25 protein-coding genes are annotated in these 20930 nt (G+C 66.7%); 16 read left to right on the top strand and 9 right to left on the bottom strand.

Features of this window, described 5'->3' with window-relative positions; genetic code table 11:
- Nucleotides 1–19 precede the first annotated feature (19 nt).
- The 5 genes from Q0082_RS06730 to Q0082_RS06710 are packed head-to-tail and all read left to right on the top strand — an operon-like array spanning nucleotide 20 to nucleotide 2860.
- Entirely contained in the window at nucleotides 20–394 is a 375-nt protein-coding gene (locus Q0082_RS06730) for a dihydroneopterin aldolase (protein ID WP_298191095.1), read from the top strand.
- Nucleotides 395–396: 2 nt separating this feature from the next.
- Nucleotides 397–1161, top strand: coding sequence for an SDR family oxidoreductase (locus Q0082_RS06725; protein WP_298191093.1), 765 nt, complete (start codon nucleotides 397–399; stop codon nucleotides 1159–1161).
- The gene (gene moaA / locus Q0082_RS06720) at nucleotides 1158–2168 is read left to right on the top strand and encodes a GTP 3',8-cyclase MoaA (RefSeq protein ID WP_298191091.1); all 1011 of its coding nucleotides are present in this window, start codon (nucleotides 1158–1160) and stop codon (nucleotides 2166–2168) included. Before Q0082_RS06725 ends, moaA begins: the two co-directional genes overlap by 4 nt.
- 1 nt (nucleotide 2169) lies before the next feature.
- Complete coding sequence (locus Q0082_RS06715) at nucleotides 2170–2409, top strand: MoaD/ThiS family protein (protein ID WP_298191090.1); 240 nt, start codon at nucleotides 2170–2172, stop codon at nucleotides 2407–2409.
- Nucleotide 2410: 1 nt separating this feature from the next.
- Complete coding sequence (locus Q0082_RS06710) at nucleotides 2411–2860, top strand: molybdenum cofactor biosynthesis protein MoaE (RefSeq protein ID WP_298191088.1); 450 nt, start codon at nucleotides 2411–2413, stop codon at nucleotides 2858–2860.
- 4 nt (nucleotides 2861–2864) lie between these two features.
- On the opposite strand, the gene Q0082_RS06705 is transcribed toward Q0082_RS06710, so the two are convergent.
- Nucleotides 2865–3404: a hypothetical protein gene (locus tag Q0082_RS06705; RefSeq protein WP_298191086.1), complete on the bottom strand. Its 540-nt coding sequence runs from the start codon at nucleotides 3402–3404 to the stop codon at nucleotides 2865–2867.
- A gap of 212 nt (nucleotides 3405–3616) precedes the next feature.
- Between Q0082_RS06705 and rplU the strand changes: the two genes are divergently transcribed.
- The 4 genes from rplU to Q0082_RS06685 all read left to right on the top strand — a co-directional run bounded on the left by rplU (nucleotide 3617) and on the right by Q0082_RS06685 (nucleotide 5878).
- Nucleotides 3617–3913 carry a 50S ribosomal protein L21 gene (rplU, locus tag Q0082_RS06700; RefSeq protein ID WP_292947172.1) on the top strand — a complete coding sequence of 99 codons (297 nt, stop codon included), beginning with the start codon at nucleotides 3617–3619 and terminating at the stop codon, nucleotides 3911–3913.
- A 49-nt stretch (nucleotides 3914–3962) separates the two neighbouring features.
- On the top strand, nucleotides 3963–4232 hold the full coding sequence (gene rpmA, locus Q0082_RS06695) for a 50S ribosomal protein L27 (RefSeq protein ID WP_147158731.1): 270 nt from the start codon (nucleotides 3963–3965) through the stop codon (nucleotides 4230–4232).
- Nucleotides 4233–4619: 387 nt separating this feature from the next.
- Entirely contained in the window at nucleotides 4620–5189 is a 570-nt protein-coding gene (locus Q0082_RS06690; protein WP_298191085.1) for a GNAT family N-acetyltransferase, read from the top strand.
- A gap of 101 nt (nucleotides 5190–5290) precedes the next feature.
- The gene (locus Q0082_RS06685) at nucleotides 5291–5878 is read left to right on the top strand and encodes a TetR family transcriptional regulator (protein WP_298191084.1); all 588 of its coding nucleotides are present in this window, start codon (nucleotides 5291–5293) and stop codon (nucleotides 5876–5878) included.
- Nucleotides 5879–6136: 258 nt separating this feature from the next.
- On the opposite strand, the gene Q0082_RS06680 is transcribed toward Q0082_RS06685, so the two are convergent.
- Entirely contained in the window at nucleotides 6137–6859 is a 723-nt protein-coding gene (locus Q0082_RS06680) for a folate-binding protein (protein WP_298191083.1), read from the bottom strand.
- 39 nt (nucleotides 6860–6898) lie between these two features.
- Here Q0082_RS06680 and pyrC point away from each other — a divergent pair, with 39 nt between their 5' ends.
- Nucleotides 6899–7942 (top strand): dihydroorotase, encoded by a 1044-nt coding sequence (gene pyrC / locus Q0082_RS06675; RefSeq protein WP_298191081.1) that lies wholly within the window; start codon nucleotides 6899–6901, stop codon nucleotides 7940–7942.
- On the opposite strand, the gene rarD is transcribed toward pyrC, so the two are convergent.
- Entirely contained in the window at nucleotides 7939–8859 is a 921-nt protein-coding gene (rarD, locus tag Q0082_RS06670) for an EamA family transporter RarD (protein WP_298191079.1), read from the bottom strand. The genes pyrC and rarD overlap by 4 nt on opposite strands.
- Before the next feature lie 108 nt (nucleotides 8860–8967).
- On the opposite strand from rarD, the gene Q0082_RS06665 reads away from it, so the two are divergent.
- Entirely contained in the window at nucleotides 8968–9207 is a 240-nt protein-coding gene (locus Q0082_RS06665) for a hypothetical protein (RefSeq protein ID WP_298191078.1), read from the top strand.
- Here Q0082_RS06665 and Q0082_RS06660 read toward each other — a convergent pair.
- Together Q0082_RS06660 and Q0082_RS06655 are read right to left on the bottom strand one after the other, a co-directional pair.
- The gene (locus Q0082_RS06660) at nucleotides 9204–10619 is read right to left on the bottom strand and encodes a succinylglutamate-semialdehyde dehydrogenase (RefSeq protein WP_298191076.1); all 1416 of its coding nucleotides are present in this window, start codon (nucleotides 10617–10619) and stop codon (nucleotides 9204–9206) included. The two genes, Q0082_RS06665 and Q0082_RS06660, sit on opposite strands and share 4 nt — an antisense overlap.
- Nucleotides 10620–10738: 119 nt before the next feature.
- Nucleotides 10739–12157, bottom strand: coding sequence for a protein adenylyltransferase SelO family protein (locus Q0082_RS06655; RefSeq protein WP_298191074.1), 1419 nt, complete (start codon nucleotides 12155–12157; stop codon nucleotides 10739–10741).
- Between the two features lie 79 nt (nucleotides 12158–12236).
- Here Q0082_RS06655 and Q0082_RS06650 point away from each other — a divergent pair, with 79 nt between their 5' ends.
- From Q0082_RS06650 to Q0082_RS06630, 5 genes are all read left to right on the top strand, one after another.
- Entirely contained in the window at nucleotides 12237–13124 is an 888-nt protein-coding gene (locus tag Q0082_RS06650) for an alpha/beta hydrolase (protein WP_298191072.1), read from the top strand.
- A 10-nt stretch (nucleotides 13125–13134) separates the two neighbouring features.
- Nucleotides 13135–14301, top strand: a complete 1167-nt coding sequence (locus Q0082_RS06645; protein ID WP_298191071.1) for a glycosyltransferase family 4 protein — start codon at nucleotides 13135–13137, stop codon at nucleotides 14299–14301.
- A 112-nt stretch (nucleotides 14302–14413) separates the two neighbouring features.
- Nucleotides 14414–15169 (top strand): tetratricopeptide repeat protein, encoded by a 756-nt coding sequence (locus Q0082_RS06640; RefSeq protein ID WP_298191069.1) that lies wholly within the window; start codon nucleotides 14414–14416, stop codon nucleotides 15167–15169.
- Nucleotides 15170–15197: 28 nt separating this feature from the next.
- Nucleotides 15198–16535, top strand: coding sequence for a PQQ-binding-like beta-propeller repeat protein (locus Q0082_RS06635; RefSeq protein WP_298191067.1), 1338 nt, complete (start codon nucleotides 15198–15200; stop codon nucleotides 16533–16535).
- Between the two features lie 71 nt (nucleotides 16536–16606).
- The gene (locus Q0082_RS06630) at nucleotides 16607–17965 is read left to right on the top strand and encodes an isoprenylcysteine carboxylmethyltransferase family protein (protein ID WP_298191065.1); all 1359 of its coding nucleotides are present in this window, start codon (nucleotides 16607–16609) and stop codon (nucleotides 17963–17965) included.
- 110 nt (nucleotides 17966–18075) lie between these two features.
- Here Q0082_RS06630 and Q0082_RS06625 read toward each other — a convergent pair whose 3' ends face one another.
- The 4 genes from Q0082_RS06625 to Q0082_RS06610 all read right to left on the bottom strand — a co-directional run bounded on the left by Q0082_RS06625 (nucleotide 18076) and on the right by Q0082_RS06610 (nucleotide 20910).
- Complete coding sequence (locus tag Q0082_RS06625; RefSeq protein ID WP_298191063.1) at nucleotides 18076–18375, bottom strand: putative quinol monooxygenase; 300 nt, start codon at nucleotides 18373–18375, stop codon at nucleotides 18076–18078.
- Nucleotides 18376–18379: 4 nt separating this feature from the next.
- On the bottom strand, nucleotides 18380–18679 hold the full coding sequence (locus tag Q0082_RS06620) for a putative quinol monooxygenase (RefSeq protein ID WP_298191061.1): 300 nt from the start codon (nucleotides 18677–18679) through the stop codon (nucleotides 18380–18382).
- 26 nt (nucleotides 18680–18705) lie between these two features.
- Entirely contained in the window at nucleotides 18706–20091 is a 1386-nt protein-coding gene (locus Q0082_RS06615) for a glutamate--cysteine ligase (RefSeq protein WP_298191059.1), read from the bottom strand.
- Nucleotides 20092–20163: 72 nt separating this feature from the next.
- On the bottom strand, nucleotides 20164–20910 hold the full coding sequence (locus tag Q0082_RS06610; RefSeq protein ID WP_298191057.1) for a 16S rRNA (uracil(1498)-N(3))-methyltransferase: 747 nt from the start codon (nucleotides 20908–20910) through the stop codon (nucleotides 20164–20166).
- Between the last annotated feature and the right edge of the window lie 20 nt (nucleotides 20911–20930).

Here is a 20930-nt window from a genome sequence, read left to right as displayed (position 1 = left end):
GGTGCCAGAGGCGCGGGCCGTGAACGACAGCCTTATCCTTGAAGTCGCCAACGTCGAGACCGACGTCCTCACCGGGATCTACTCGGAGGAAACGGGCCGACCGCAGCCGCTGCGCATCTCGATTTCCGCCGCGCTCACCGCGCAGGATCACTTCACGCCCGATTGCCCGCTGACGGCGAGCAAGAACTACATGGACCTCAAGCACGCGGCGACCGAAGGTCTGCCCAAGGGTGTCCATTTCCAGCTCATCGAATCGGTGGCAGATCACATCTGCGAGACGCTGTTCCTGCAGGACAAGCGCGTAACGCGCGTCACGGTGAAGATCGTCAAACTGGCGATCAGTGAGCGCGGCGAGGAAATTGGCATGACGCTTACCCGGCATCGGCGCGATTGAGCATGGCAGATGCGGCACGCCCGCTTGCCCTGATCACCGGCGGCTGGCGGCGCATCGGCGCGGCGATTGCCCGGGCACTGGCGAATGCGGGCTGGGATATGGCGCTCCATGCGCACAGCACCGCAACATTCGACCAGAGCTTTGCAGACGAACTCGCGCAGTTCGGCGCGGCGGTGCATCCGCTGGCGGCAGACCTCGCCGATCCGCAAGCCGTCGCGAATCTTCCTGCCGAGGCCATGGCGCTGGCCGGTCGCGCGCCGACATTGCTGGTCAACTGCGCGGCGCTGTTCCGCGAGGATTCGGTGGCAACGGTCACGGCCGCCATGCTGGACGAGCATCTCGCGGTGAACCTTGCCGCCCCTGTGCTGCTCACCCGCGCGCTCGCCGATCTCGCAGAAGGTGATGCGGCGGTGGTCCATATTCTCGACCAACGCGTGCTCAATCCGGTGCCCGATCAGCTGAGCTACACGCTGTCCAAGCAGGCGCTCCACGCTGCCGTGCGGACGCTGGCGCGCAGCCTCGCGCCGCGGGTGCGCGTCAATGCCGTTGCGCCGGGGCTCACCCTGCCGACTCCGGACTATACCGAGGAGCAGTGGCAGCGCCTCACTGCGCTGATGCCGCTCGAACGGCTGGCAAGCCCGGACGAGATCGCCGAAGCCGTGCTGTTCCTCGCCGGGGCGCGTGCTGTCACCGGCCAGACTATTTTTGTTGATGGGGGCGCGCACCTTGAATCTTTTGCGCGAGACTTCGTATACCTCGAGACATGAGCAACACCGTCGCACCCCTGGTTGACCGCTTCGCGCGCCGCATCACCTATCTGCGGCTCTCGCTGACCGACCGCTGCGACTTGCGCTGTTCCTACTGCATGCCCGAGCGGATGACCTTCCTGCCGCGCGCCGAAGTGCTGACGCTGGAAGAACTGCACGAGGTCGCGCTCGCCTTCATCGCGCGCGGGGTGCGCAAGATCCGGCTGACCGGCGGCGAACCGCTGGTGCGGCGCGACATGATGCAGCTGGTCCGCGCGCTGGGCCGCAAGATTGATGACGGAAGCCTCGACGAACTGACGCTGACCACCAACGGCACGCGCCTCGCCGAATTTGCCGATGATCTGGCGGCAGCGGGGGTGAAGCGCATCAACGTCTCGCTCGACACGCGCGATCGCACAAAGTTTGCCGAGCTGACCCGGCGCGACAGCCTGCCGCAAGTGCTCGAAGGGCTTGCCGCGGCCAAGGCGGCGGGGATTAAGGTCAAGCTCAACGCCGTGGCGCTCAAGGGCATCAACGAGCACGAACTGCCCGATCTGATCGCCTGGGCGCATGGCGAAGGCCATTCGGTCACGCTGATCGAAGTCATGCCGCTAGGCGAGGTGGAGGGCGACCGCTTCGATCACTACTTGCCGCTTGATGCAGTGCGCCGCGATCTCGAGCAGCGCTGGACGCTGACCGCTAGCGACGCGCGCACCGGCGGCCCCGCGCGTTATGTCGATATCGCGGAGACCGGCGGGCGGCTCGGCTTCATCACGCCGCTGACCGGCAATTTCTGCGAAGGCTGCAACCGCGTGCGCGTGACTGCGACCGGCCAGTTGTTCATGTGCCTTGGCGGCGAGGGCAAGGTCGATCTTCGCGCCGCGCTTCGGTCCGAAAGTCCCGAAACCGCGCTCAATGAAGCCTTCGCCCGCGCGATGGGCGAAAAGCCTGAACGCCACGGCTTCGTGATCGACCGCCCCGGCGCCGCGCCCGCGCTGGCGCGCCATATGTCGATGACGGGCGGCTGACATGTCCGCGAAACTGGTGTTCCTGGGCCGGCTGGAGGACATCGCCGGCATGGGGGAGCTTTCCGTGAACCCCGGTCCGCTCGATCAGGTCCTGGCAGCGCTCGATCCTGCGCTGGCCATTGAACTGCTGGGTGAGCGCGTGCGCATGGCTCTGAACGGCGCGCTGCTTGGCGGCAACGAGGCGGTGGTGCTTGCGGACGGCGACGAACTCGCTTTCCTGCCGCCCGTCAGCGGGGGCTGACGTGGCTGAGGTCCGCCTGCTCGGAGAAGCCTTCTCGGCTGCGGACGAGCTTGCCGCCTTCACCGCCGCGCACCCCGAATCAGGCGGCATCGTCAGCTTTCTCGGGCAGGTCCGCTGCGAAGACGGCCCACAGGCCGTCGAGGCGCTCGAACTCAAGCATTACGCCGCGATGACCTTGCCGGGGATGGAAGCACTCGCTGCCGCCACCCTCGCACGCTGGCCGCTGAACGGGCTGCTGATCATCCACCGCTACGGCGTGATGCATCCGGGCGATCCCATTGTGCTGGTCGCCGCAGCCGCGCGGCATCGCCGCGATGCCTTTGCCGCCGCCGATTTCGCGATGGATCACCTCAAGAGCCAGTCGTGGTTCTGGAAGCGCGAGAGGACCGCGAAAGGTTGGCGCTGGATCGAGCCGCGCCCCGACGACCACCGCGATCTCGCGCGCTGGTAGGTGCCTAACTGCCCAGCGTGCCGCTGAGAGCGGCGATCGTGCGATCTTCCTCCGCGAGCAGGGCCGAAACATCCTGGTGCGCAGGGCCAACGATGCGGAAATCGTCATCCGGCCCCGTGGCGGCCTTTTCGGTCGCGGCGATCAGCAAGCGGTCGAGATCGGCAAGCGCGACCATGCCTTCGCCCCGAGCCGAGGTGAGCCCGGCAAGCGCGATGGCGGCCCGGCTCCATGCCTCGGTGCCGGGCGCGGAGCCCTTTGCTGCATCGATCACGCGTGTGGCCGCACCCTGCTGGTCGAGGAAGCGGCGATGCGCAGCGCGCGCGGTATCCTGCAACGCGGCGACCCGTGCGGTGAGATCGACTCCGGCTGGCAGCTGTGTGGTCAGCGGGAGGCTGGCCGTGGGTGCGACCGGCTGGGCGTTTCCGTAGGCCCGCTCGGCCGGGCGAATCTCCAACGACGGGAAGCGCGAGCGGTCTGCATTGCAGGCCGAGAGCGCGAGCAGGGCGGCGAACGGCACAGCCAGACGGATGGACAGGGAAGCCATGCCCGGGCCATAGAGTCTTTTCGGGAAGCGGGGAAGGCGTCCGGTGCTGCAATTCGCCTGCCTGCAGCGTTGACATGGACGCCCCGTTCGATTAACCGCGCCACTCTTTCCGGGCCTCCGCATCCTTTGCGGAGATTCGGCCATGCCGTTTGCTGGTATCCGATTCGCGGGTCCATCGGGCGGCCAGACACTTGAAACGGATAGCAGGAACCATGTTCGCAATCGTGCGCACGGGCGGCAAGCAGTACCGGGTTGCCGCCGGAGACAAGATCGCGGTCGAAAAGCTGGCGGGTGAAGCCGGCGAAACGATCACGCTGACCGACGTCCTCCTCGCGGGGAACGAAGGCGTGCTCGCGGATGCCAAGAGCGTGACCGTGTCGGCCGAGATCATCGCGCAGGCGAAGTCCGAGAAGGTGGTCGTGTTCAAGAAGCGCCGCCGCCACAACTATCGCCGCAAGAACGGCCACCGCCAGCAGATGACCCTGCTGCGCATCCTCAGCGTCGCCTGATTTCTGGGCCTGAACGCGGCTCTACGGCAAGATTTCGGAGTAATCTGACATGGCACACAAGAAAGCTGGCGGCTCCTCGCGCAACGGTCGCGATTCGGCTGGCCGCCGCCTCGGCGTCAAGAAGTTCGGCGATCAGCACGTGATCGGCGGCAACATCATTATCCGCCAGCGCGGTACCAAGGTGTACCCGGGCGCCAATGTCGGCATTGGCAAGGATCACACCCTGTTTGCGCTCGCCGAAGGCAAGGTGCGTTTCCACTCGGGCAAGCTTGGTCGCAAGTACGTCTCGGTGGACATGATGGCCGAGGCCGCAGAATAACCGGATGGTCATGACGGGCCATCCGCGACGGATGGCCCCCGCCGGCTCCAACCAGCCGGCTTGACGAGGGAGAGGGGCCAGCCCGTCTCCCTTTTTCTTTGTCTCCCTCAGAGCCTGGTCCGAAACCCCTGCGGGTCGGCCCGGCGGATCTTTTCCGCGACGAGAGCGTCGCCGTCTTGCCACGATGTCCCGGCATCGCGGCAGCGACCGCTCCTCCTCGCCGCGGAAAGTCCCTCGCCGGCCCTCTGCCGCAGGAATTTCGGGCCAGGCTCACCCTTGGCACCGTCTGGCGCATTAACCGCGCGAGACCCAGCCGATCGCAATATGCCTGTCATTTCCTTTGGTTAGCAGCCGAGGCAAATCGAGGGGCGGATGAGGAGACAAGGCATGTTCATTCGCAGTGAAAGACTGTTCCTGCGCCCCGCCTGGCCCGAAGACTGGGCCGAGCTGCACGCCGCGATCGATGATGCGGCGGTAGTGCGCAACCTCGCCCGCGCGCCCTGGCCCTATCGGCCGGACGATGCGCGCGCATTCGTGAACCGCATGCAGGACCCGCGGCATCCCGACTTTCTGGTGACGCTGCCCGGCGCGGAGGGCGCGCGGATCATCGGCTGCGCGGGGATCGCACCGGGCGAGCAGGGCGCGGTGGAACTCGGCTACTGGATCGCGCGCGACCAGTGGGGCTGCGGCTATGCCACCGAAGCGGCGCGTGCAGTGCTCTCCGTCGCGCGGGCGCTTGGCTACAGCCGGATCGAGGCGAGCCATTTCCTCGACAATCCCGCGTCGGGCAGGGTGCTGCGCAAGCTTGGCTTTACGCCCACCGGCGAGCACCGCCCGCGCCGCAGTGAAGGGCGCGGTACCGTGGTCACGGCCGTGGTCCACCAGATCGATCTTGGTGAGGCGGGTAACGGTGATGGCGGCGGTGACGACCGCGAGCCGATGCGACGGGCGGCCTGAGCCTGCACGTCCCCCTTGCCCCGCGCGCGCCGGAGTTCTAGGCGTTGCCGTTCCGGCGCGCGGGGGGAATTGCGTGCCGCAACGGGGTAAGCCGCCTGGAAATGTCTGTTCGCAAGCGTCTCAGTCCTGAAGAAAGCCGGATTGCCGCCCTCGAGGCCGCGCGTGCCCTGCTGATCGAAGCCGGGCCCCAGGCGGTCACGCTGAAAGCTGTCGCCGGGCGCATCGGCCGCACCCATGCCAATCTGCTGCACCACTTCGGTTCGGCCTCGGGCCTGCAGAAGGAGCTTGCGCGCCATCTCGCCGAGACGATCTGTGTCGGCATTCGCGAGGCGGTGATTGCCAGCCGTTCGGGCATCGGCAGCCCGCGCGATGTCGTGGATCTCACGTTCGATGCGTTCGACCGCGAGGGTGCTGGCGCGCTTGCCTCGTGGATGCTGCTCACTGGCAACGAGGACGCGCTCGATCCGATTGTCGATGTCATTCACGACCTCGTGATCGAAGTCGGCGATTTCCATTCCGACGAGATGCGCGGCACCACGCTGACGCTGGTGCTGATGGCGCTCGGCGATGCGCAGATGGGCGGGCCGCTGAGCCAGGCGCTGGAACTGCCGCGTCATGCCGCGCGCGATTATGCGGCGCGCATGCTCGATGCCGCAACCGCGGCTGCCAAACTCACGCAGGCGGGCTAGAGCCTGATGACATGACTTTGACCCACCGCGACGGAGCCGATTTTGGCCCGGCGCGAGGCGCGAGGAAGGAGCAATGCTGGCCCATTGTGACTGACGAGCAACGCTGCGCTGGGCCAAAATCGGCCCGCCCCTCCGGGGTTGTCCTTGGAAGCCCTTCGGACAGCGTCGCGCCGCTTGCACGGGCTACCAGCCCGCACCGCGCGGCGCTCCTTGCCGAAGAGCTTCCAAGGACAATCGCGGTGGGTCAAAGTCATGTCATCAGGCTCGAAGGTCCATCCACACCGGTGCGGTTTCAGGGCTGATATCCTCGACACGCCGGTGATCGACCGCCAGCCCCAACTCGGGATAGGCGGCGCGCTGGCGGGCGGGATCGGACTGGGCGAGGGGCACGACGACCAGCCGGCGGTTCACCTTCTGCCGCCAGTTCATCCGCGCGGTGTTTTCCTGCCCTACATAGCAGCCCTTGGTGAAGCTGACGCCGGCAAGGTCTGCTGCGTTGGTTTCCAGCCAGAGCGTCTGCTCGCTGCCGAGTTCGGCAAGGCCTTCCGTCACGCCAAGCGAAAGCCGGTGCGCCAGCCATACGGCATCAGCCGGCACATCATCGGCGCTGACCGGCGCGATCCAGCGGTGGCCGAGCGCGGGCAGGCGGGGGTCGGTCGGCTCGCCCTCTGCCCGCCAGTAGACGCCGAGCGTGGTATCTTCGGCAATCGCGATGCGGCGGCGCAGCCGGTAGAGCGAAAGGCGCTTGGCGAGCGCAGGCGCGGCAGCGGCCTCGCAATCGAGCAGCAGGTCGCCTCCATCGCCCCATACGATAAAGTCGAACAACGCTTTTCCCTGCGCGCTTAGCAGACCGGCCCATACGGGGAGGGGGCCCTTCACGTCATTGGTCACGAGGCCCTGCAGGAAGGCGGCAACGTCCTCGCTGTCATCGAGCGGGGAAATACGCACCAAGGTGCGATTGGTCAGGCGGGGTGCACTCATAGGTGACAGATAGGCATGGCCCGGCTTAAGGGAAAGGGCATGACTGACCCGCACTCGATCACGATCCGCCGCCCCGATGACTGGCACGTCCACTTGCGCGATGGCGCGTTGCTGGCCGGCGTCGCCCCGCACACCGCGCGCCAGTTCGCGCGGGCGATCGTCATGCCCAATCTTTCGCCGCCGATGACCGATGTGGCGGGCGTTTCGGCCTATCGCGACCGCATCATGGCCGCGCTGCCGAAGGGCACTGATTTCACCCCGCTGATGACGCTTTATCTCACCGACCACACCGACCCCGACGAAGTCGAGCGCGGTCATGCGGCGGGCGTTTTCGTCGCCGCCAAGCTCTATCCGGCGCATGCGACCACGGGTTCGGCGCACGGCGTCACCGATGTGGCGAACATCATGGGCGTGCTGGCGCGGATGGAGAAGATCGGCATGCCGCTCCTCATCCACGGCGAGGTGACCGACAACCACGTCGATATCTTCGACCGCGAGGCGGTGTTCATCGAGCGGACGCTGATTCCGCTGGTGAAGGCGCTGCCCGGCCTTCGCGTGGTGTTCGAGCATGTGACGACGAGCGAGGCGGTGCAGTTCGTCGAATGTGCGGGCGCGAATCTCGCCGCGACCATCACCCCGCAGCACCTCCACATCAATCGCAACACCATGCTGGTCGGCGGCATTCGCCCACATGCCTATTGCCTGCCCGTGGCGAAGCGTGAACATCACCGGCTGGCGCTGCGCAAGGCGGCAACTTCGGGTAGCCCGCAGTTCTTCCTCGGCACGGACAGTGCGCCGCACGCCAAGCACCTCAAGGAAGCGGCCTGCGGCTGTGCGGGGATCTTCAATGCGCCATTTGCGCTCGAAAGCTACATCAAGGTGTTCGAGGAAGAAGGCGCGCTGGACAAGTTCGAGGGCTTTGCCAGCGAGCACGGCCCGCGCTTCTACCGCCTCCCGCTCAACGAAGGCACGGTGACGCTGGAGCGGGCGCCTGTGACGGTTCCGGACGAGATCGATGTGGGCGAGACCATGGTTGTGCCCTTCCACGCCGGGGAGACGCTAGGATGGCGCTTTCGCCCCTAGGCTGGCGCTTTCGTGTGTGAATTGAGCCGCGTTTGCCGGAACATGTCCCAGCTGAACAGGGCAACCGCGGTCCAGATCAGCACGAAGCAGATCGTGCGTGAGGCATCCAGCGACTCGCCATAGAGAAAATGCCCCAGCAGGAAGCCGATGCTGGGCGTGATGAACTGCGCAAACCCCATCGCCGATAGCGTCAGCCGCCGCGCGGCATAGCCGAACAGCAGCAGCGGGATCGCCGTGAACAGGCCGCCGATCATGAGTAGCCCCGCCATCTCCCAGCTCGCCATGATGCTTGATCCGCCGCCGACCCCGCCGCCGGTCCAGGCATACCAGCCGACCACCGCCAGCGCGGGAACGAGGCTGACGCCCGTCTCGATCGTCACGGCTTCCAGCGCGCCGGCGGGCACGACCTTGCGCACGAAGCCGTAGAGCGCATAGCTCACGCCCAGCGCCATGGCGACGAACAGCATGTCGAGCTCCCCGAAGGCGAGGAGGCCGATGCCGGTGGCGGCGATCACCACGGCGGCCCACTGCACCCGGCTCAGCTTCTCGTGCAGGAACACCGTGCCGATCAGCACGTTGATCAGCGGCATGATGTAGTAGCCGAGACTCGTCGCCAGCACGTGACCGGTAACGACGGCGATGAAGAAGATCAGCGAATTGGTTGCGGTCAGCGCTGCACTGGTAGCGAGCCTGAGCACGACTGTCCGGTTGCGCAGCGAGGCGAGCAAAGACCCGCCCTGCCGCTGCAGCGCAATGATCGCGAGGCAGATCGGCATGCTGCACACGATCCGCCATGCCAGCAGTTCGGGCGCGGGGACAGCGCCGAGCAGCTTGAAGTAGATCGGCATGACGCCCCAGAAAGTATAGGTCGCGATGGCGGCTATGGCACCGTTCTGGCGGGAGGATGAGGCGGTCATGGCGCGCGCCATGGCAGGCCCGGCGCGCACGACCAAGCATCAAAATGGCATGACCCGCACAGGCACTGGTGACGCGGGGTTAACCATGGCCGGTGCATGGGAGTGCCAATGCGCCTTCGTCATGCCATATCTGCGACGCTGCTTGCTGCGCTGGCTGCCTGTTCGGCCGAGGCACCGCGCACGCGCGGGGGCGAGGAAGGCCCGGTGCACGATCCCGTGATGACCGCCGCGCTCGAGGGGCAGTTGCTGGTCGATCCCGATCTTTCGCAGGCCAACAGCCGCAATCTGGCGATCGTGCCGGCCGGCCCTGCCGATCCTGCGTTACCCCTGCCCGATCCGAAGAACTAGCTGTCGCGCAGGCCCACGCCGATGGTCGCGCGCGGCTGCTCCATTTCGACCGAAGCGACCGGATAGGCGCACGAATCGGCCATGTAGTAGCCGCCCGGGCGATTGTTGCCCGAAAGCCCGATCCCGCCGAACGGCGCGGCGGCCGTCTCGCCGATGGTCGGGCGGTTCCAATTGACCACGCCGGCGCGGATGTTGGCCCAGAAGCGGTTGTAGTCCTGCGGTGAGCCGCCCAGCAGCGATGCGGTCAGGCCGAAGCGCGTGTTGTTCGCCTCGGCAATGGCCTCGTCGAAATCATCGACCGCGACGACCTGGAGAAGCGGACCGAACAGCTCGACGTCGGGCCGCTCCTCGATCTTGGTCACGTCGATGATCGCGGGGCTGACGAAGGGCAGGTCCTCGCGCAGCCGGGCCATGTGCTTGATAGCGCGGCCGCCGTTGGAGAGGAGATAGACGAAGCTTTCGGTCAGCCCGTCGGCCGCGCCATTGTCGATCACCGGGCCCATGAACGGCGTCGGCGTATCGAACGGCGCGCCCACGATCAGCCGTTCAGTGAGGCGGCGGACTTCGGTGATCACCGCGTCGTACATCGTCGATTTCACGATCAGCCGCCGCGCGGAGGAGCAGCGCTGCCCCGCGCCGGTGAAGGCCGATTGCACCACGATCGCTGCGGCGTCGATGATCTTGGGCGTATCCCACACCACGATCGGATTGTTGCCGCCCAGTTCGAGCGCGACGAGCTTGCCCGGGTTTGACGCGAGCTTGCGGTTGATCGAAACGCCCGCATGGGCCGAACCGGTGAACAGCACGCCATCGATCCCGTCGTGCACCGCGAGGGTCTGGCCCTGCTCCGGTCCACCGAACAGGACCTGCACGACTGCTGCCGAAATCCCGGCGCGGTGGAAGCAGCGGGTCAGGAGCTCGCCGGTGGCGGGGGCCTTTTCCGAAGGCTTGAACACCACGACATTGCCCGCAATCAGCGCCGGCACGATCTGCGCGGCGGGCAGCAGCGCGGGCATGTTGTAGGGGCTGATCACGGCGAGCACGCCGTGGGGCTTGTGGCGAACGGCCGAGGTGCCATTGAGCGCGCTGTCGAGCTTGCGCTGCGCGGTGCGCTCGGCATAGGCGCGCACCGAAGCTTCGACCTTGTCGACCACGCCGTCGACCTCGCCGCGCGCTTCCCACAAAGGCTTGCCGGTTTCGCGGGCGATCAGATCAGCGAGCTTGTCCGCTTCCTTGCGCACTTCATTGGCGAAGCGGCGCAGCAATTCGATGCGGGTGGAGAGCGGCTGGGCAGCCCAGACCGGCCAGGCGCGGCGCGCGCGCGCGATCACATCCTCGGCGTCGCCGATCCGGCCGCGCCACAGTTCCGATCCCGTTGCGGGTTCGAAAGAGACGAGTTCGCCGGTGGACACGGGTGCGCGGGGCCTTCCTCTGCCTTGCCTCAGATACGGCGCGTGGCCGCTTGCGAGTGCGGCCTATGGCATGGGAGTGGTAACCAAACAAGAAACCCCGCCGCGCGAAATCGGGGCATTCACCCGTGCCCGGCAGGAGGCGGGGGCGCGCCATGCGCCTCGCCCATGCGGCGCAGCGCGGCGATCTTGGCCTCGAGCAGCGACCAGTCGTCACCTTCCGCAATCGGTGCCCAGATCGCCTCGACTTCCTCGATCAGCATCGATTGCGGGGCAGGATCGTCCCAATAGGGATGCGTGTCCGCGACCGGTTCGTAAGCCGCCAGCGCTTCGCTCAGTGCGCCGCTTGCGTGCCCACGCCCGCCGCGATGGCGGAAGAAGAAGGCATCCGGCCCTTCGCCGCTCTCGGCCATCGCCTGTTCGCATTGGCCGATCAAGGCGGTGTCTTCAGCGATTCCGCGCGGGATCACGCCTAGCCGCCAGCACCAGCGGCGCGCCATGGCGGCGTGGTAATGCTCCTCGAACGTATTGAGCGCGGCGATCAGCGGCGGGGCTTCTTCCAGCGTGCGCAGCGCGACGGCGAGCTGCCCGCAGTTCCAGTGGATCGCCTGAACCTGCCGGCCGAAGGCATAGAGCCCGCTGCTGTCGAAATAGGCGGCGGTGAAGGCCGGGTCCCAGCGAGGCAGCCAGCGCCACGGGCCGTAGTCGAAGCTCTCGCCCGTCACGTTCATGTTGTCGGTATTGAGCACGCCGTGGACGAAGCCTGCCACGATGTAGCTGGCGGCCATATCGGCCATGCGCTCCACCACCTGATGCAGCAGGCGCGCGGCGGGGCTGGCGCCCTCCGGCCCAGCAGGGCGTTCCTTGTCGCCTCCGGGGCCGGCGGGGCCCGGAAAGTTGCCGAGGCAGTAGCCGACCAGCGCCGCCATGTTGTCGGCCTCGCCCAGTGTGGCAAGGCGCTGGAAGGTGCCCATGCGGATGTGGCCGTGGCTGAGCCGGACCATCACCGCCGAGCGCGTGGGGGAGGGTTCGTCGCCGCGCCACAGCGCCTCGCCGGTCTCGATCACCGAAAAGGTGCGGCTGGTGTTGACGCCGAGCGCGCCGAGCATCTCGGTGGCGAGGATCTCGCGCATCGCGCCCTTGAGGGTGAGGCGGCCATCGCCCTGCCGACTCCACGGGGTCTGGCCCGAACCCTTGGTGCCGAGGTCCATGAGCCGACCCCGGTCATCGAGCAGCTGCGCGTAGAGGAACCCGCGTCCATCGCCGAGATCGGGGTTGTAAACCTGGAACTGGTGCCCGTGATAGCGCAGCGCCAGCGGCTGGGGGAGGTTGCCTTCCAGCGGGGTGAAGCGGCCCATGTGGCTGATCCATTCCGCGTCGGAGAGACCGGCGAGCCCGACCTCGGTTGCAGCGCGCTGGTTGCGGAAGCGCAGCTTGGTTTCAGGGAAGTCCGCCGGGGCGACCGGATCGCCGATCCAGCTGGCCAGATCGAGAATGCGGGGTGCGGGGCGGTAGATCGCGTCTTGCGGGGCAGGCTGCATCGCGCGATAGTGGGGGGGAAGCGGTCGGCGTGCAAGCGCGCCCCTTTTGTTTTTGCGTGGGGTTCAGGCAGTACAACCGATGGCAGAGGCGCTGAAAAGCGGCGAAAAGCGCTGGAACGATCGCAGCTGGACCAGCAGCGACGGCCTCAATCTGCATTTCCGCGACTATGCCGGCAGCAGCGAGCGGCCGCCGATCCTGTGCCTCCCGGGGCTAACCCGCAATGCCCGCGATTTCGAGGCACTGGCCGAGCGGTTCGCCGGTGAATGGCGCGTGATTTGCCCGGACATGCGCGGGCGTGGCGACAGCGACTATGCGCGCGATCCGATGACGTACACCCCGGCGCACTATGTCGCCGATGTCGAGTTGCTGTTGGCGGCAGAAGGGATCGCGCGTTTCGTTGCGATCGGGACTTCGCTCGGCGGGCTGATGGCGATGATGCTGGCCGCCGTGAATCCGGAGCGCATTACTGCGGCGGTGATCAACGATGTCGGCCCGGAGATTGAGCCGGTCGGCCTCGCGCGCATCCGCGAGTATGTCGGGCAGGGTCGCAGCTACGAGACCTGGGTCCATGCCGCGCGCGCGCTGCAGGAAGTGAACCGCGATATCTATCCGGCGTGGCAGCTGCCCGATTGGCTACGCATGGCCAAGCGCTGCATGGTGATTGGCACCGGCGGCCGCATCGTGTTCGACTACGACATGAAAATTGCCGAACCATTCGAGACCGAGCAGGGGCCGGCCCCGGAACCTGCGGTCATGTGGGGGATGTACGAGGCGGTGGCCCGCCGGCCGCTGCTGGTGCTGCGCGGCGCGCATTCTGATATTCTCTCGGCGGAAGTCGCCGCCCGCATGAAAGTGCGAGGGTCGGCAACCGAGCTTGTCACCGTGCCCGGCGTGGGCCACGCGCCCACGCTCGACGAGGACGAGGCCGTCGCCGCGATCACGCGGCTGCTTGCCCGCGCGGCGTGATCACGGCGGCATGAGCAAATCGGCGCCCGGCCAGCGGCTGCACCTTCTCCACCTGCATTCGACCTTCGATGCGGGCGGCAAGGAGCGGCGCTCGACCGCATTGATCAACCGCTTCGGCAAGGCGGTGGATCATAGTATCGTCTCTGCGCAGCCCGGCGCACTGGGCGCGCGGGCGCAGATCGATCCTGGCATGTCCGTCCATTTCCCGTTCGGCTTTCCGCCGCTGCAGGGCCGGTTCGGCGTGCGTCGGCTGCAGACGCTGGCGCGCGCGATGCAGGGCTTCGACCTCATCCTCACCTACAACTGGGGCGCGATGGATGCGGCGATGGCGCATGCGCTGTTCGCGCCGTCGATGGGCCTTGCTCCGCTGATCCACCACGAAGACGGCTTCAACGCCGACGAGGCGCAGAAGCTGAAGGCCACGCGCAACTGGTATCGCCGCGTGGCGCTGGCCCGCGCGAGCGCGCTGATCGTGCCGTCGCGCCAGCTCGAACGGGTGGCCCTGGATGCCTGGCACCAGCCGGCCGGACGGGTGCACCGCATCGGCAACGGCATCCCGGTCAAGGACTACGATCCCGTCAAGGCAAAGCGCGTGCGGCCCGATGCGCTGCCGCGCGTGGTCAAGCGGCCGGGGGAAAAGTGGCTTGGCACGCTCGCCGGCCTGCGCCCGGTCAAGGCACTGCCCCGCCTTGTGCGTGCCTTCCGCAGCCTGCCGGAGGAATGGCAGCTTGTGATCGTGGGCGAGGGGCCCGAGCGCGAGGCGATCATGGCCGAGGCGCTGCGGCTCGAGATCGGGCACCGCGTCCACTTGCCCGGCTTTGTCGCGAAACCGGCCGAGGCGACTGCCTTGTTCGATCTTTTCGCGCTTTCGTCAGACAGTGAGCAGTTCCCGCTTTCGGTGGTAGAGGCGATGGCCTCGGGCCTTGCGGTGGCAAGCCCGGCGGTGGGCGATGTGGCCGATATCGTCGCGCCCGAGAACGCGCCGTTCATCACGCCGCCGGGCGACGAGGCGGCGCTGGGCGCCGCGCTGCTGCAACTGGCTGGGGACGAGACCCTGCGCCGCCGGGTCGGCGCGGCGAACCTCCTGCGTGCGCGTGAGGCGTTCGACGAAGGCGTGATGGCCCGCCAGCATGCCGCGCTTTATGCAGGCGCTTTGGGGCTCCCCACGTTTCCGTAAAGCTGCCGGACAGTATCGGCATGTCAAAGCACCCCGTGTCAAACCGGTTGAATTGGCAGGCCCCCCTGCTAAACAGCCGCATTCGTTAACCTAGCGAACTGAAAGCGTAGCCTTGGCTCTGACTCCGAAAAGCCCCCAGGGCACCCTGCCTGCCAACAGCAAGGATGCCGCCGCCCAGGAAACCTTCCTGCGCGAGGTGGACGATGCGCTGCGCGAGGATCAGCTGCGCACGCTGCTCACCACCCGCGGGCGGCCGATCCTGGCGCTGGTGGTCGGCGGGCTTGTCGGTCTCGGCGGCTGGCTGTGGTACAACGAACACACGGCCAGCGTGCGCGACAAGCAGAGCGAGACGTTCGTGACCGCGCTCGATGCACTGCAGGCCGGGCGCAACCAGACCGCGAAGCAGGAGATGGACCCGCTGCTCAAGGACGGGAACCCCGGCTACCGTGCCGCCGTGCAGATCACCGAGGCGGGCATTGCCGAGCAGGCGGGGAACGCCGCCGATGCCGCGAAGCTGTTTGCCGCGGTTTCGGCCGATGGCTCGCTTCCCGGCGCCTACCGCGATCTGGCCACCGTGCGCGAGGTTTCGACCAACTTCGACAAGCTGGCGCCGCAGACCGTGATCGACCGGCTGAAGCCGCTCGCCGTGCCGGGCAAGCCCTGGTTCGGCAGCGCGGGCGAACTCGTCGCGCTCGCCTATCTCAAGCAGAACAAGACAGAGGCGGCGGGTGCGCTGCTGGCCTCGATCGCCAAGGACAAGGCCGTGCCCGATACGCTGCGCCGGCGGACCCGGCAGCTTGCGGGTCAGCTCGGCGTCGATGCCGTGGATAATCCGGCCGCCGCCGCGGGCGGCACTGAAGGACAATGATGTGACGGCAGGGATGGGATTTGAGAATATGACCGGAGCCAGATCGATCCGGCGCGTTGCGGTTTCTGCCTTGGTCGTGGTGGCGCTTGCGCTGGGCGGCTGCGGGATCACCAAGAGCAAGACCAAATCGACGCCCACCGTTGGCGTGCGCATTCCGATCCTCTCCAAGATCGAGGCCGGCACCAAGGTCGACGAGGGCATGGCGTCGCTCGATGTGGTGCTACCGGTGGCCGAACCCAATCCTGATTGGGAGCAGGCGGGGGGCACGGCGTCCAAGTCCTACGGCCACCTCGCGCTCGCGGAAAATCCGCGCAAGCTGTGGGTCACCCGCATCGCCGGATCGAGCCCCAAGCAGCGTCTGGCCGCCGCTCCGGTGATCGGAGGCGGCAAGCTCTATGTGATGGATACCGAGGGCATGGTCCGCGCCTTCGATGCCGCGAATGGCCACGAACAGTGGAAGGCGGCCTTCCGCCTGCCAGAAGCCAATGCCTCGGTGTTTGGCGGCGGCGCGGCTTACAACGATGGCAAGGTCTTCATCACCACCGGGCTCGGTGAAGTCGCCGCGCTCGATGCGGCCAGCGGCAAGGTGCTGTGGCGGGTCAAGCCGGCAGGTCCGCTGCGCGGCAGCCCGACGATCGCGTTCGGCGGCGTCTATGTGATGACGCAGGACAACCAGATCATCGCACTCAACGTGGCCGATGGCACGCAGCTGTGGAGCGAATCCGGCTCGGTCGCGCAGACCGGCGTGTTCGGCGTTGCCGCGGCAGCCGCCGGGCAGGGCACCATCGTCGCCGGCTACAGCTCGGGCGAACTGGTCGCCTATCGCTACGAAAACGGCCGCCAGCTGTGGTCCGACGCGCTGGCGCGCACCAGCATCGCGACCTCGGTCTCGACACTGACTGACATCGACGCCGATCCGATCGTCGAACGCGGCCGCGTCTACGCGCTCGGCCAGGGCGGGCGCATGGCTGCTTACGAACTCGTCACCGGCCAGCGCGTGTGGGAACTCAACCTCGCCGGCATTTCGACCCCGGCCGTGGCGGGGGACTGGATCTTCACGCTGACCGACGAGGCCAAGCTGCTGTGCATCGCCAAGGCCACCGGCAAGGTCCGCTGGATCGCGCAGATGAAGGCCTATCGCAGCGTCAAGAAGAAGAAGGGCCCGATCTTCTGGACCGGTCCGGTGCTGGCTGGAGACCACCTGTGGATGGCCAATTCGGAAGGCGAACTGCTGGCCGCAACGGTTACCGACGGCGCCGTCAAGCGCCATGCCAAGCTCGGCGCTCCGGTCACGCTGGCGCCGGTCGTGGCGGGCGGCGTGCTCTACGTGCTCGATGATAGCGGCCATATCACGGCGTTTCGTTAAGGCTGCCGCACCTTCCGGATCTTGCCGGCGCATAAACGATTTTCTCATAGGTCCTCGTTAACAGCGAGGGGATGAGCGCTCCTGCATCCAGGCCTTCCAGCGATGTATCGGCCGGGGTCGGCCTGTCCGGCCTTGTCGGCCTCGCGCTGTGGGTGATCGTCTGCCGCAACTGGGCGGGAATCGCCGATGCCCTTGCACTGCCAGGTCCCCACGAACCGCTCGCCGGGCCGAATGCGGCGCTGGCGGCGATGCTGTTTTCCGGTCTGCCGATGGTCGCGTGGTCGCTCATCGTCGACAAGGTGCACCTGCGCGCCTCGACCGGCATAGACTGGTCAAATCCGCGCCCGGTGCGCGAGATCATGGATATCACGATCACCAAGGTCGCCGGGCTCTGGGCGACCTGGTCGCTGCTCGGCTTCGTCTATTGCTTGTGCCGCTGGTACTGGCGCGGGCAATATCTCTTCGCGATGGACGTGATCTCCGGGCTCGCCCCGCTGCTGTTCATCGGCACGATCCCCTATGTGTTGTGGCTGGACCGGGTGCTCGTCAATCCGCGCGATGGCGCGTGGCATTTCGGCTCGATGCTGATCGGGCGTGAGACCTATGATCCGGCCGAGGTCGCGCATCACTGGCGCGCCTGGGCGGTGAAGGGCTTCTTCTGCGCCTTCATGTTCTCGATCATTCCCGGCGGTTTCGGCGCGGTCGTGCAGATGAACTACGCGGCGGTCCTCGGTGATCCGCTCGCGCTCGGCAATGCGCTGATCGAGACGATGTTCCTTGTCGACGTGCAGATCGCCATGGTCGGCTATCTCCTGACGATGAAGCCGCTCGATGCGCAGATCCGCAGTGCCAATCCCTACCTTGGCGGCTGGGTCGCGGCGCTGATCTGCTATCCGCCATTCATACTGATGGGCAGCGGCGGCGTGCTCGATTACCGCGCCAACGGAGCGGAATGGACCTTCTGGCTGCAGGGCATGCCGGCGCTCGAATGGATCTGGGTTGTGGCGATGGTGCTGCTCACCGGCATCTATGCCTGGGCGACAGTCGCCTTCGGCCTGCGCTTCTCGAACCTCACCTACCGCGGCGTGCTGACCAACGGGCCCTATGCCTACACGCGGCACCCGGCCTATCTGTCCAAGAATGCCTTCTGGTGGATTTCGACTCTGCCGTTCCTCACCACAACGCATTCGATGGTCGATGCCATCCGCAACACCGTGATCCTCGGCCTCGTCAGCGCGGTCTATTTCTGGCGCGCCAAGACCGAGGAGGCACACCTCCTCGCGGAAGACGCCAAGTACCGCGAATACCACGCGTGGATGGCCGAACACGGCCTGATTACCGGGCGGCTCAATCGCATTGGCCGGATGCTCACGCGCGGCCGGCCTCGGGTGGAACCTCCCGCCATCGGGTCAGCGCATCCGGCGGAGTAGGTTTCTTCACAAAACTCGTCATTGCGAGCGCAGCGAAGCAATCCAGAGCGGCACGCACTACGGCTCTGGATTGCTTCGCTTCGCTCGCAATGACGAAAGTGTGAGGGCGATCAGATCGCCACGCCCTCATCCGTTTCGTACAGCCGGATCACCCGGTCATGGAAGCCAAGGCCAGCGCGCGCTGCGACCCATTCGGCCATATGCGCCGACTTCGCATGAGCCGCGAGCGCGGCGCGGTCGGTCCAGCGCTCGGCAACATGGAACAGCGCCGGATCATCGATATCCTGCGCATAGCTGTACTGGATGCAGCCCGCTTCGGCGCGCGTTGCCTCGGCCACCGTGCGCGCGAGCGGCAGCAACGCGGCGATATGCTCTTCCGCCACCCGGAAGGTGCCCATCACGACCAGCATCGGCTTAAAGATCCTCGCCTTCGTTGGTGTCGTAGAGCTTGATGTGCCGCTCCTTCATCGTCATCCCCGAGAGGATCCTGATCCATTCGGCCACGTGCGGGGTCTTGAGGTGTGCGGCCAGTGCCTCACGGCTCGTCCAGCGCTCGGTGATGTGGAACAACTCCGGATCGGCGATGTCGCGCGAGTAGTCGTACTGGAGGCAGCCCTCTTCCTGCTGCGTCGCGGCGACGACCTTGCGCGCCGCCGGCAGCGCGGCCTCGATGGCTTCGGCATCAATCCGCAGCTTGCCCATCACGATGATCATCGTCTCTCTCCCTCTTGTTCAGTCCGTCAGAAGCTCTTGGCCTCGTAGATCGGATCGACCTTGCCACCCCACGGCCCGTGATAGAGCTCCAGCAGGCGCTCCGCCGGGGTCTTGCCCGTGCTCACGATCTCGTCGAGCGGATGCAGATACCCGGTTTCGTTGTCGCCCGCGTCATTGAGCTTGCCTCGTGCCGCCAGCCCGCCGCGCGCAATGGCAAGGACCTCGCCCGCGATATCGCGCAACTTGCCGCCACCCGGAATCGGCGCATCGAGCCCCAGCTTGGGCACATCTGCGCGCAAGCGTTCGCGGCCCTCCATGTCCCAGTCCTTGACGAGATCCCACGCCGCATCGAGCGCGGTCTGATCGTAGAGCAGGCCGACCCACAGCGCGGGGAGCGCGCAGATCCTGCTCCACGGGCCGCCATCGGCGCCGCGCATTTCGAGGAAGCTCTTGAGGCGCACTTCGGGAAACGCGGTTGAAAGGTGGTCGATCCAGTCCGAGCGCGTCGGCTTCTCGCCGGGCAGCGCGGGCAGTTTGCCATCGAGGAAATCGCGGAACGACTGGCCCGCCGCATCGATGTAGCGCCCGTTTCGGAACACGAAATACATCGGCACATCAAGCATGTAGTCGACATAACGCTCGTAGCCGAAGCCCTCGTCGAACACGAAGGAGAGCATGCCGGTGCGGGCCGGATCGGTATCGGTCCAGATGTGGCTGCGATAGGAGAGGAAGCCGTTGGGCTTGCCTTCAAGAAACGGCGAATTGGCAAACAGCGCGGTGGCGAGCGGTTGCAGCGCCAGCGAAACGCGGAACTTCTGCACCATGTCCGCCTCGCTCGCATAATCGAGGTTGGTCTGGATGGTGCAGGTGCGCAGCATCATGTCGAGGCCCATGGTGCCCACGCGCGGCATATGCCGCAGCATGATGTCATAGCGGCCCTTCGGCATGATCGGCAGCTCTTCGCGGGTCTTGTCGGGCCACAGCCCCATGCCGAGATAGGCCAGACCCAGCTTGTCGCCGATCGATTTGACCTGCGCGAGGTGGCGCCCGGTTTCGGCGCAGGTCTGGTGCAGGTTCTCTAGCGGGGCGCCCGAAAGTTCGAGCTGGCCGGCTGGCTCGAGGCTGACGGCGCCGTCCGGCCCGCCCATCGCGATCACGTTGGGGCCGGTGTCGCTGTCTTCCTCGATGGTCGTCCAGCCATATTCGCGCAGCGCGAGCAGCAGATCGCGGATCCCGCCGGGCTCGCTGTAGGACGGCGCGGCGCGGTCCTTGGTACGATAGACGAACTTCTCGTGTTCGGTGCCGATGCGCCAGGCATCGCGCGGCTTTTCGCCCTTCGCCATCGGCTCGACGAGTTGGTCGTGGCTCTCGATGACGGGATCGTTGCGATTCGAAACTTGTCTCGTGCTCATGGCGCCTGCGTTAGTGCCCCGCGCGGCCCTGCGCCAGCCGAAAACATGGATTGGTCCATGCCGCGCAATGCGTCAGCCCCAATCGCCGCGCGTGCCCATCCACAACGCGGTTCCCGCAATCGCCGCGGTTTCAGCGCGCAGGATCCGCGGGCCAAGGGTGATCGCCTGCGCGGCGGGATGCGCCCGGATCGCCGCCCGCTCGGCATCGTCAAATCCGCCTTCCGGCCCGACCAGCAGCGCGGCAGGCCCTGCATGCGCGGCAAAGGCCGCCGCCGCGGGCATGCCGCCTTCCTCGTCGGCAAAGTAGAGACGCCGTCCCTCTGGCCAGTCCCGCAGGAGGGCCTCCAGATTCGCCGGACCTTCGAGTGTCGGAAGCGCCGTGCGGGCGCATTGTTCAGCCGCTTCGGTCATGATCGTGCGGGCACGCTCAGGGTTGAGCTTGTCCGCCACGCAGCGCCGCGTGAGCACCGGCTGCAGCGCCGCGACGCCAAGCTCGGTCGCCTTTTCCAGCACCAGATCGAACGCGGCCTTCTTGGTGAGCGCCGCGCAGAGCCAGAAATCGGGCACCCCCTCGCGTTCGCGCAGGCGGCTCTCGACCGTGAGCAAGACATCGCGTTTCCCCGCCTCGGCCACGCGCGCCAGCCATTCGCCGGTCTGATCATCGCACAGGATCACCGCATCGCCCGGCGCGACGCGCATCACCTTGCCCAGATAATGCGCCTGTCCGCCTTCGAGCGGCACATACGCGCCTTCCGTCAGCGGGCCGGGAACAAACAGGCGGGGCGCGGACTTGGGCGGCCAGGCGGGAGTAGCGGGCATGCACCGGCTCTAGCCGATTG

The sequence above is a fragment of the Novosphingobium sp. genome, from assembly GCF_027489515.1.
GTDB lineage: Bacteria > Pseudomonadota > Alphaproteobacteria > Sphingomonadales > Sphingomonadaceae > Novosphingobium.
This window is presented reverse-complemented; position numbering and strand designations above follow the sequence as displayed.

Coding starts and splice junctions, on each gene's coding strand:
- Q0082_RS06725 (WP_298191093.1), top strand. CDS start 397: ATGGCAGATGCGGCACGCCCGCTTGCCCTGATCACCGGCGGCTGGCGG.
- moaA (WP_298191091.1), top strand. CDS start 1,158: ATGAGCAACACCGTCGCACCCCTGGTTGACCGCTTCGCGCGCCGCATC.
- Q0082_RS06715 (WP_298191090.1), top strand. CDS start 2,170: ATGTCCGCGAAACTGGTGTTCCTGGGCCGGCTGGAGGACATCGCCGGC.
- Q0082_RS06705 (WP_298191086.1), bottom strand. CDS start 3,404: ATGGCTTCCCTGTCCATCCGTCTGGCTGTGCCGTTCGCCGCCCTGCTC.
- rplU (WP_292947172.1), top strand. CDS start 3,617: ATGTTCGCAATCGTGCGCACGGGCGGCAAGCAGTACCGGGTTGCCGCC.
- rpmA (WP_147158731.1), top strand. CDS start 3,963: ATGGCACACAAGAAAGCTGGCGGCTCCTCGCGCAACGGTCGCGATTCG.
- Q0082_RS06690 (WP_298191085.1), top strand. CDS start 4,620: ATGTTCATTCGCAGTGAAAGACTGTTCCTGCGCCCCGCCTGGCCCGAA.
- Q0082_RS06685 (WP_298191084.1), top strand. CDS start 5,291: ATGTCTGTTCGCAAGCGTCTCAGTCCTGAAGAAAGCCGGATTGCCGCC.
- Q0082_RS06680 (WP_298191083.1), bottom strand. CDS start 6,859: ATGAGTGCACCCCGCCTGACCAATCGCACCTTGGTGCGTATTTCCCCG.
- pyrC (WP_298191081.1), top strand. CDS start 6,899: ATGACTGACCCGCACTCGATCACGATCCGCCGCCCCGATGACTGGCAC.
- rarD (WP_298191079.1), bottom strand. CDS start 8,859: ATGACCGCCTCATCCTCCCGCCAGAACGGTGCCATAGCCGCCATCGCG.
- Q0082_RS06665 (WP_298191078.1), top strand. CDS start 8,968: ATGCGCCTTCGTCATGCCATATCTGCGACGCTGCTTGCTGCGCTGGCT.
- Q0082_RS06655 (WP_298191074.1), bottom strand. CDS start 12,157: ATGCAGCCTGCCCCGCAAGACGCGATCTACCGCCCCGCACCCCGCATT.
- Q0082_RS06650 (WP_298191072.1), top strand. CDS start 12,237: ATGGCAGAGGCGCTGAAAAGCGGCGAAAAGCGCTGGAACGATCGCAGC.
- Q0082_RS06645 (WP_298191071.1), top strand. CDS start 13,135: ATGAGCAAATCGGCGCCCGGCCAGCGGCTGCACCTTCTCCACCTGCAT.
- Q0082_RS06635 (WP_298191067.1), top strand. CDS start 15,198: ATGACCGGAGCCAGATCGATCCGGCGCGTTGCGGTTTCTGCCTTGGTC.
- Q0082_RS06630 (WP_298191065.1), top strand. CDS start 16,607: ATGAGCGCTCCTGCATCCAGGCCTTCCAGCGATGTATCGGCCGGGGTC.
- Q0082_RS06625 (WP_298191063.1), bottom strand. CDS start 18,375: ATGCTGGTCGTGATGGGCACCTTCCGGGTGGCGGAAGAGCATATCGCC.
- Q0082_RS06620 (WP_298191061.1), bottom strand. CDS start 18,679: ATGATCATCGTGATGGGCAAGCTGCGGATTGATGCCGAAGCCATCGAG.
- Q0082_RS06615 (WP_298191059.1), bottom strand. CDS start 20,091: ATGAGCACGAGACAAGTTTCGAATCGCAACGATCCCGTCATCGAGAGC.
- Q0082_RS06610 (WP_298191057.1), bottom strand. CDS start 20,910: ATGCCCGCTACTCCCGCCTGGCCGCCCAAGTCCGCGCCCCGCCTGTTT.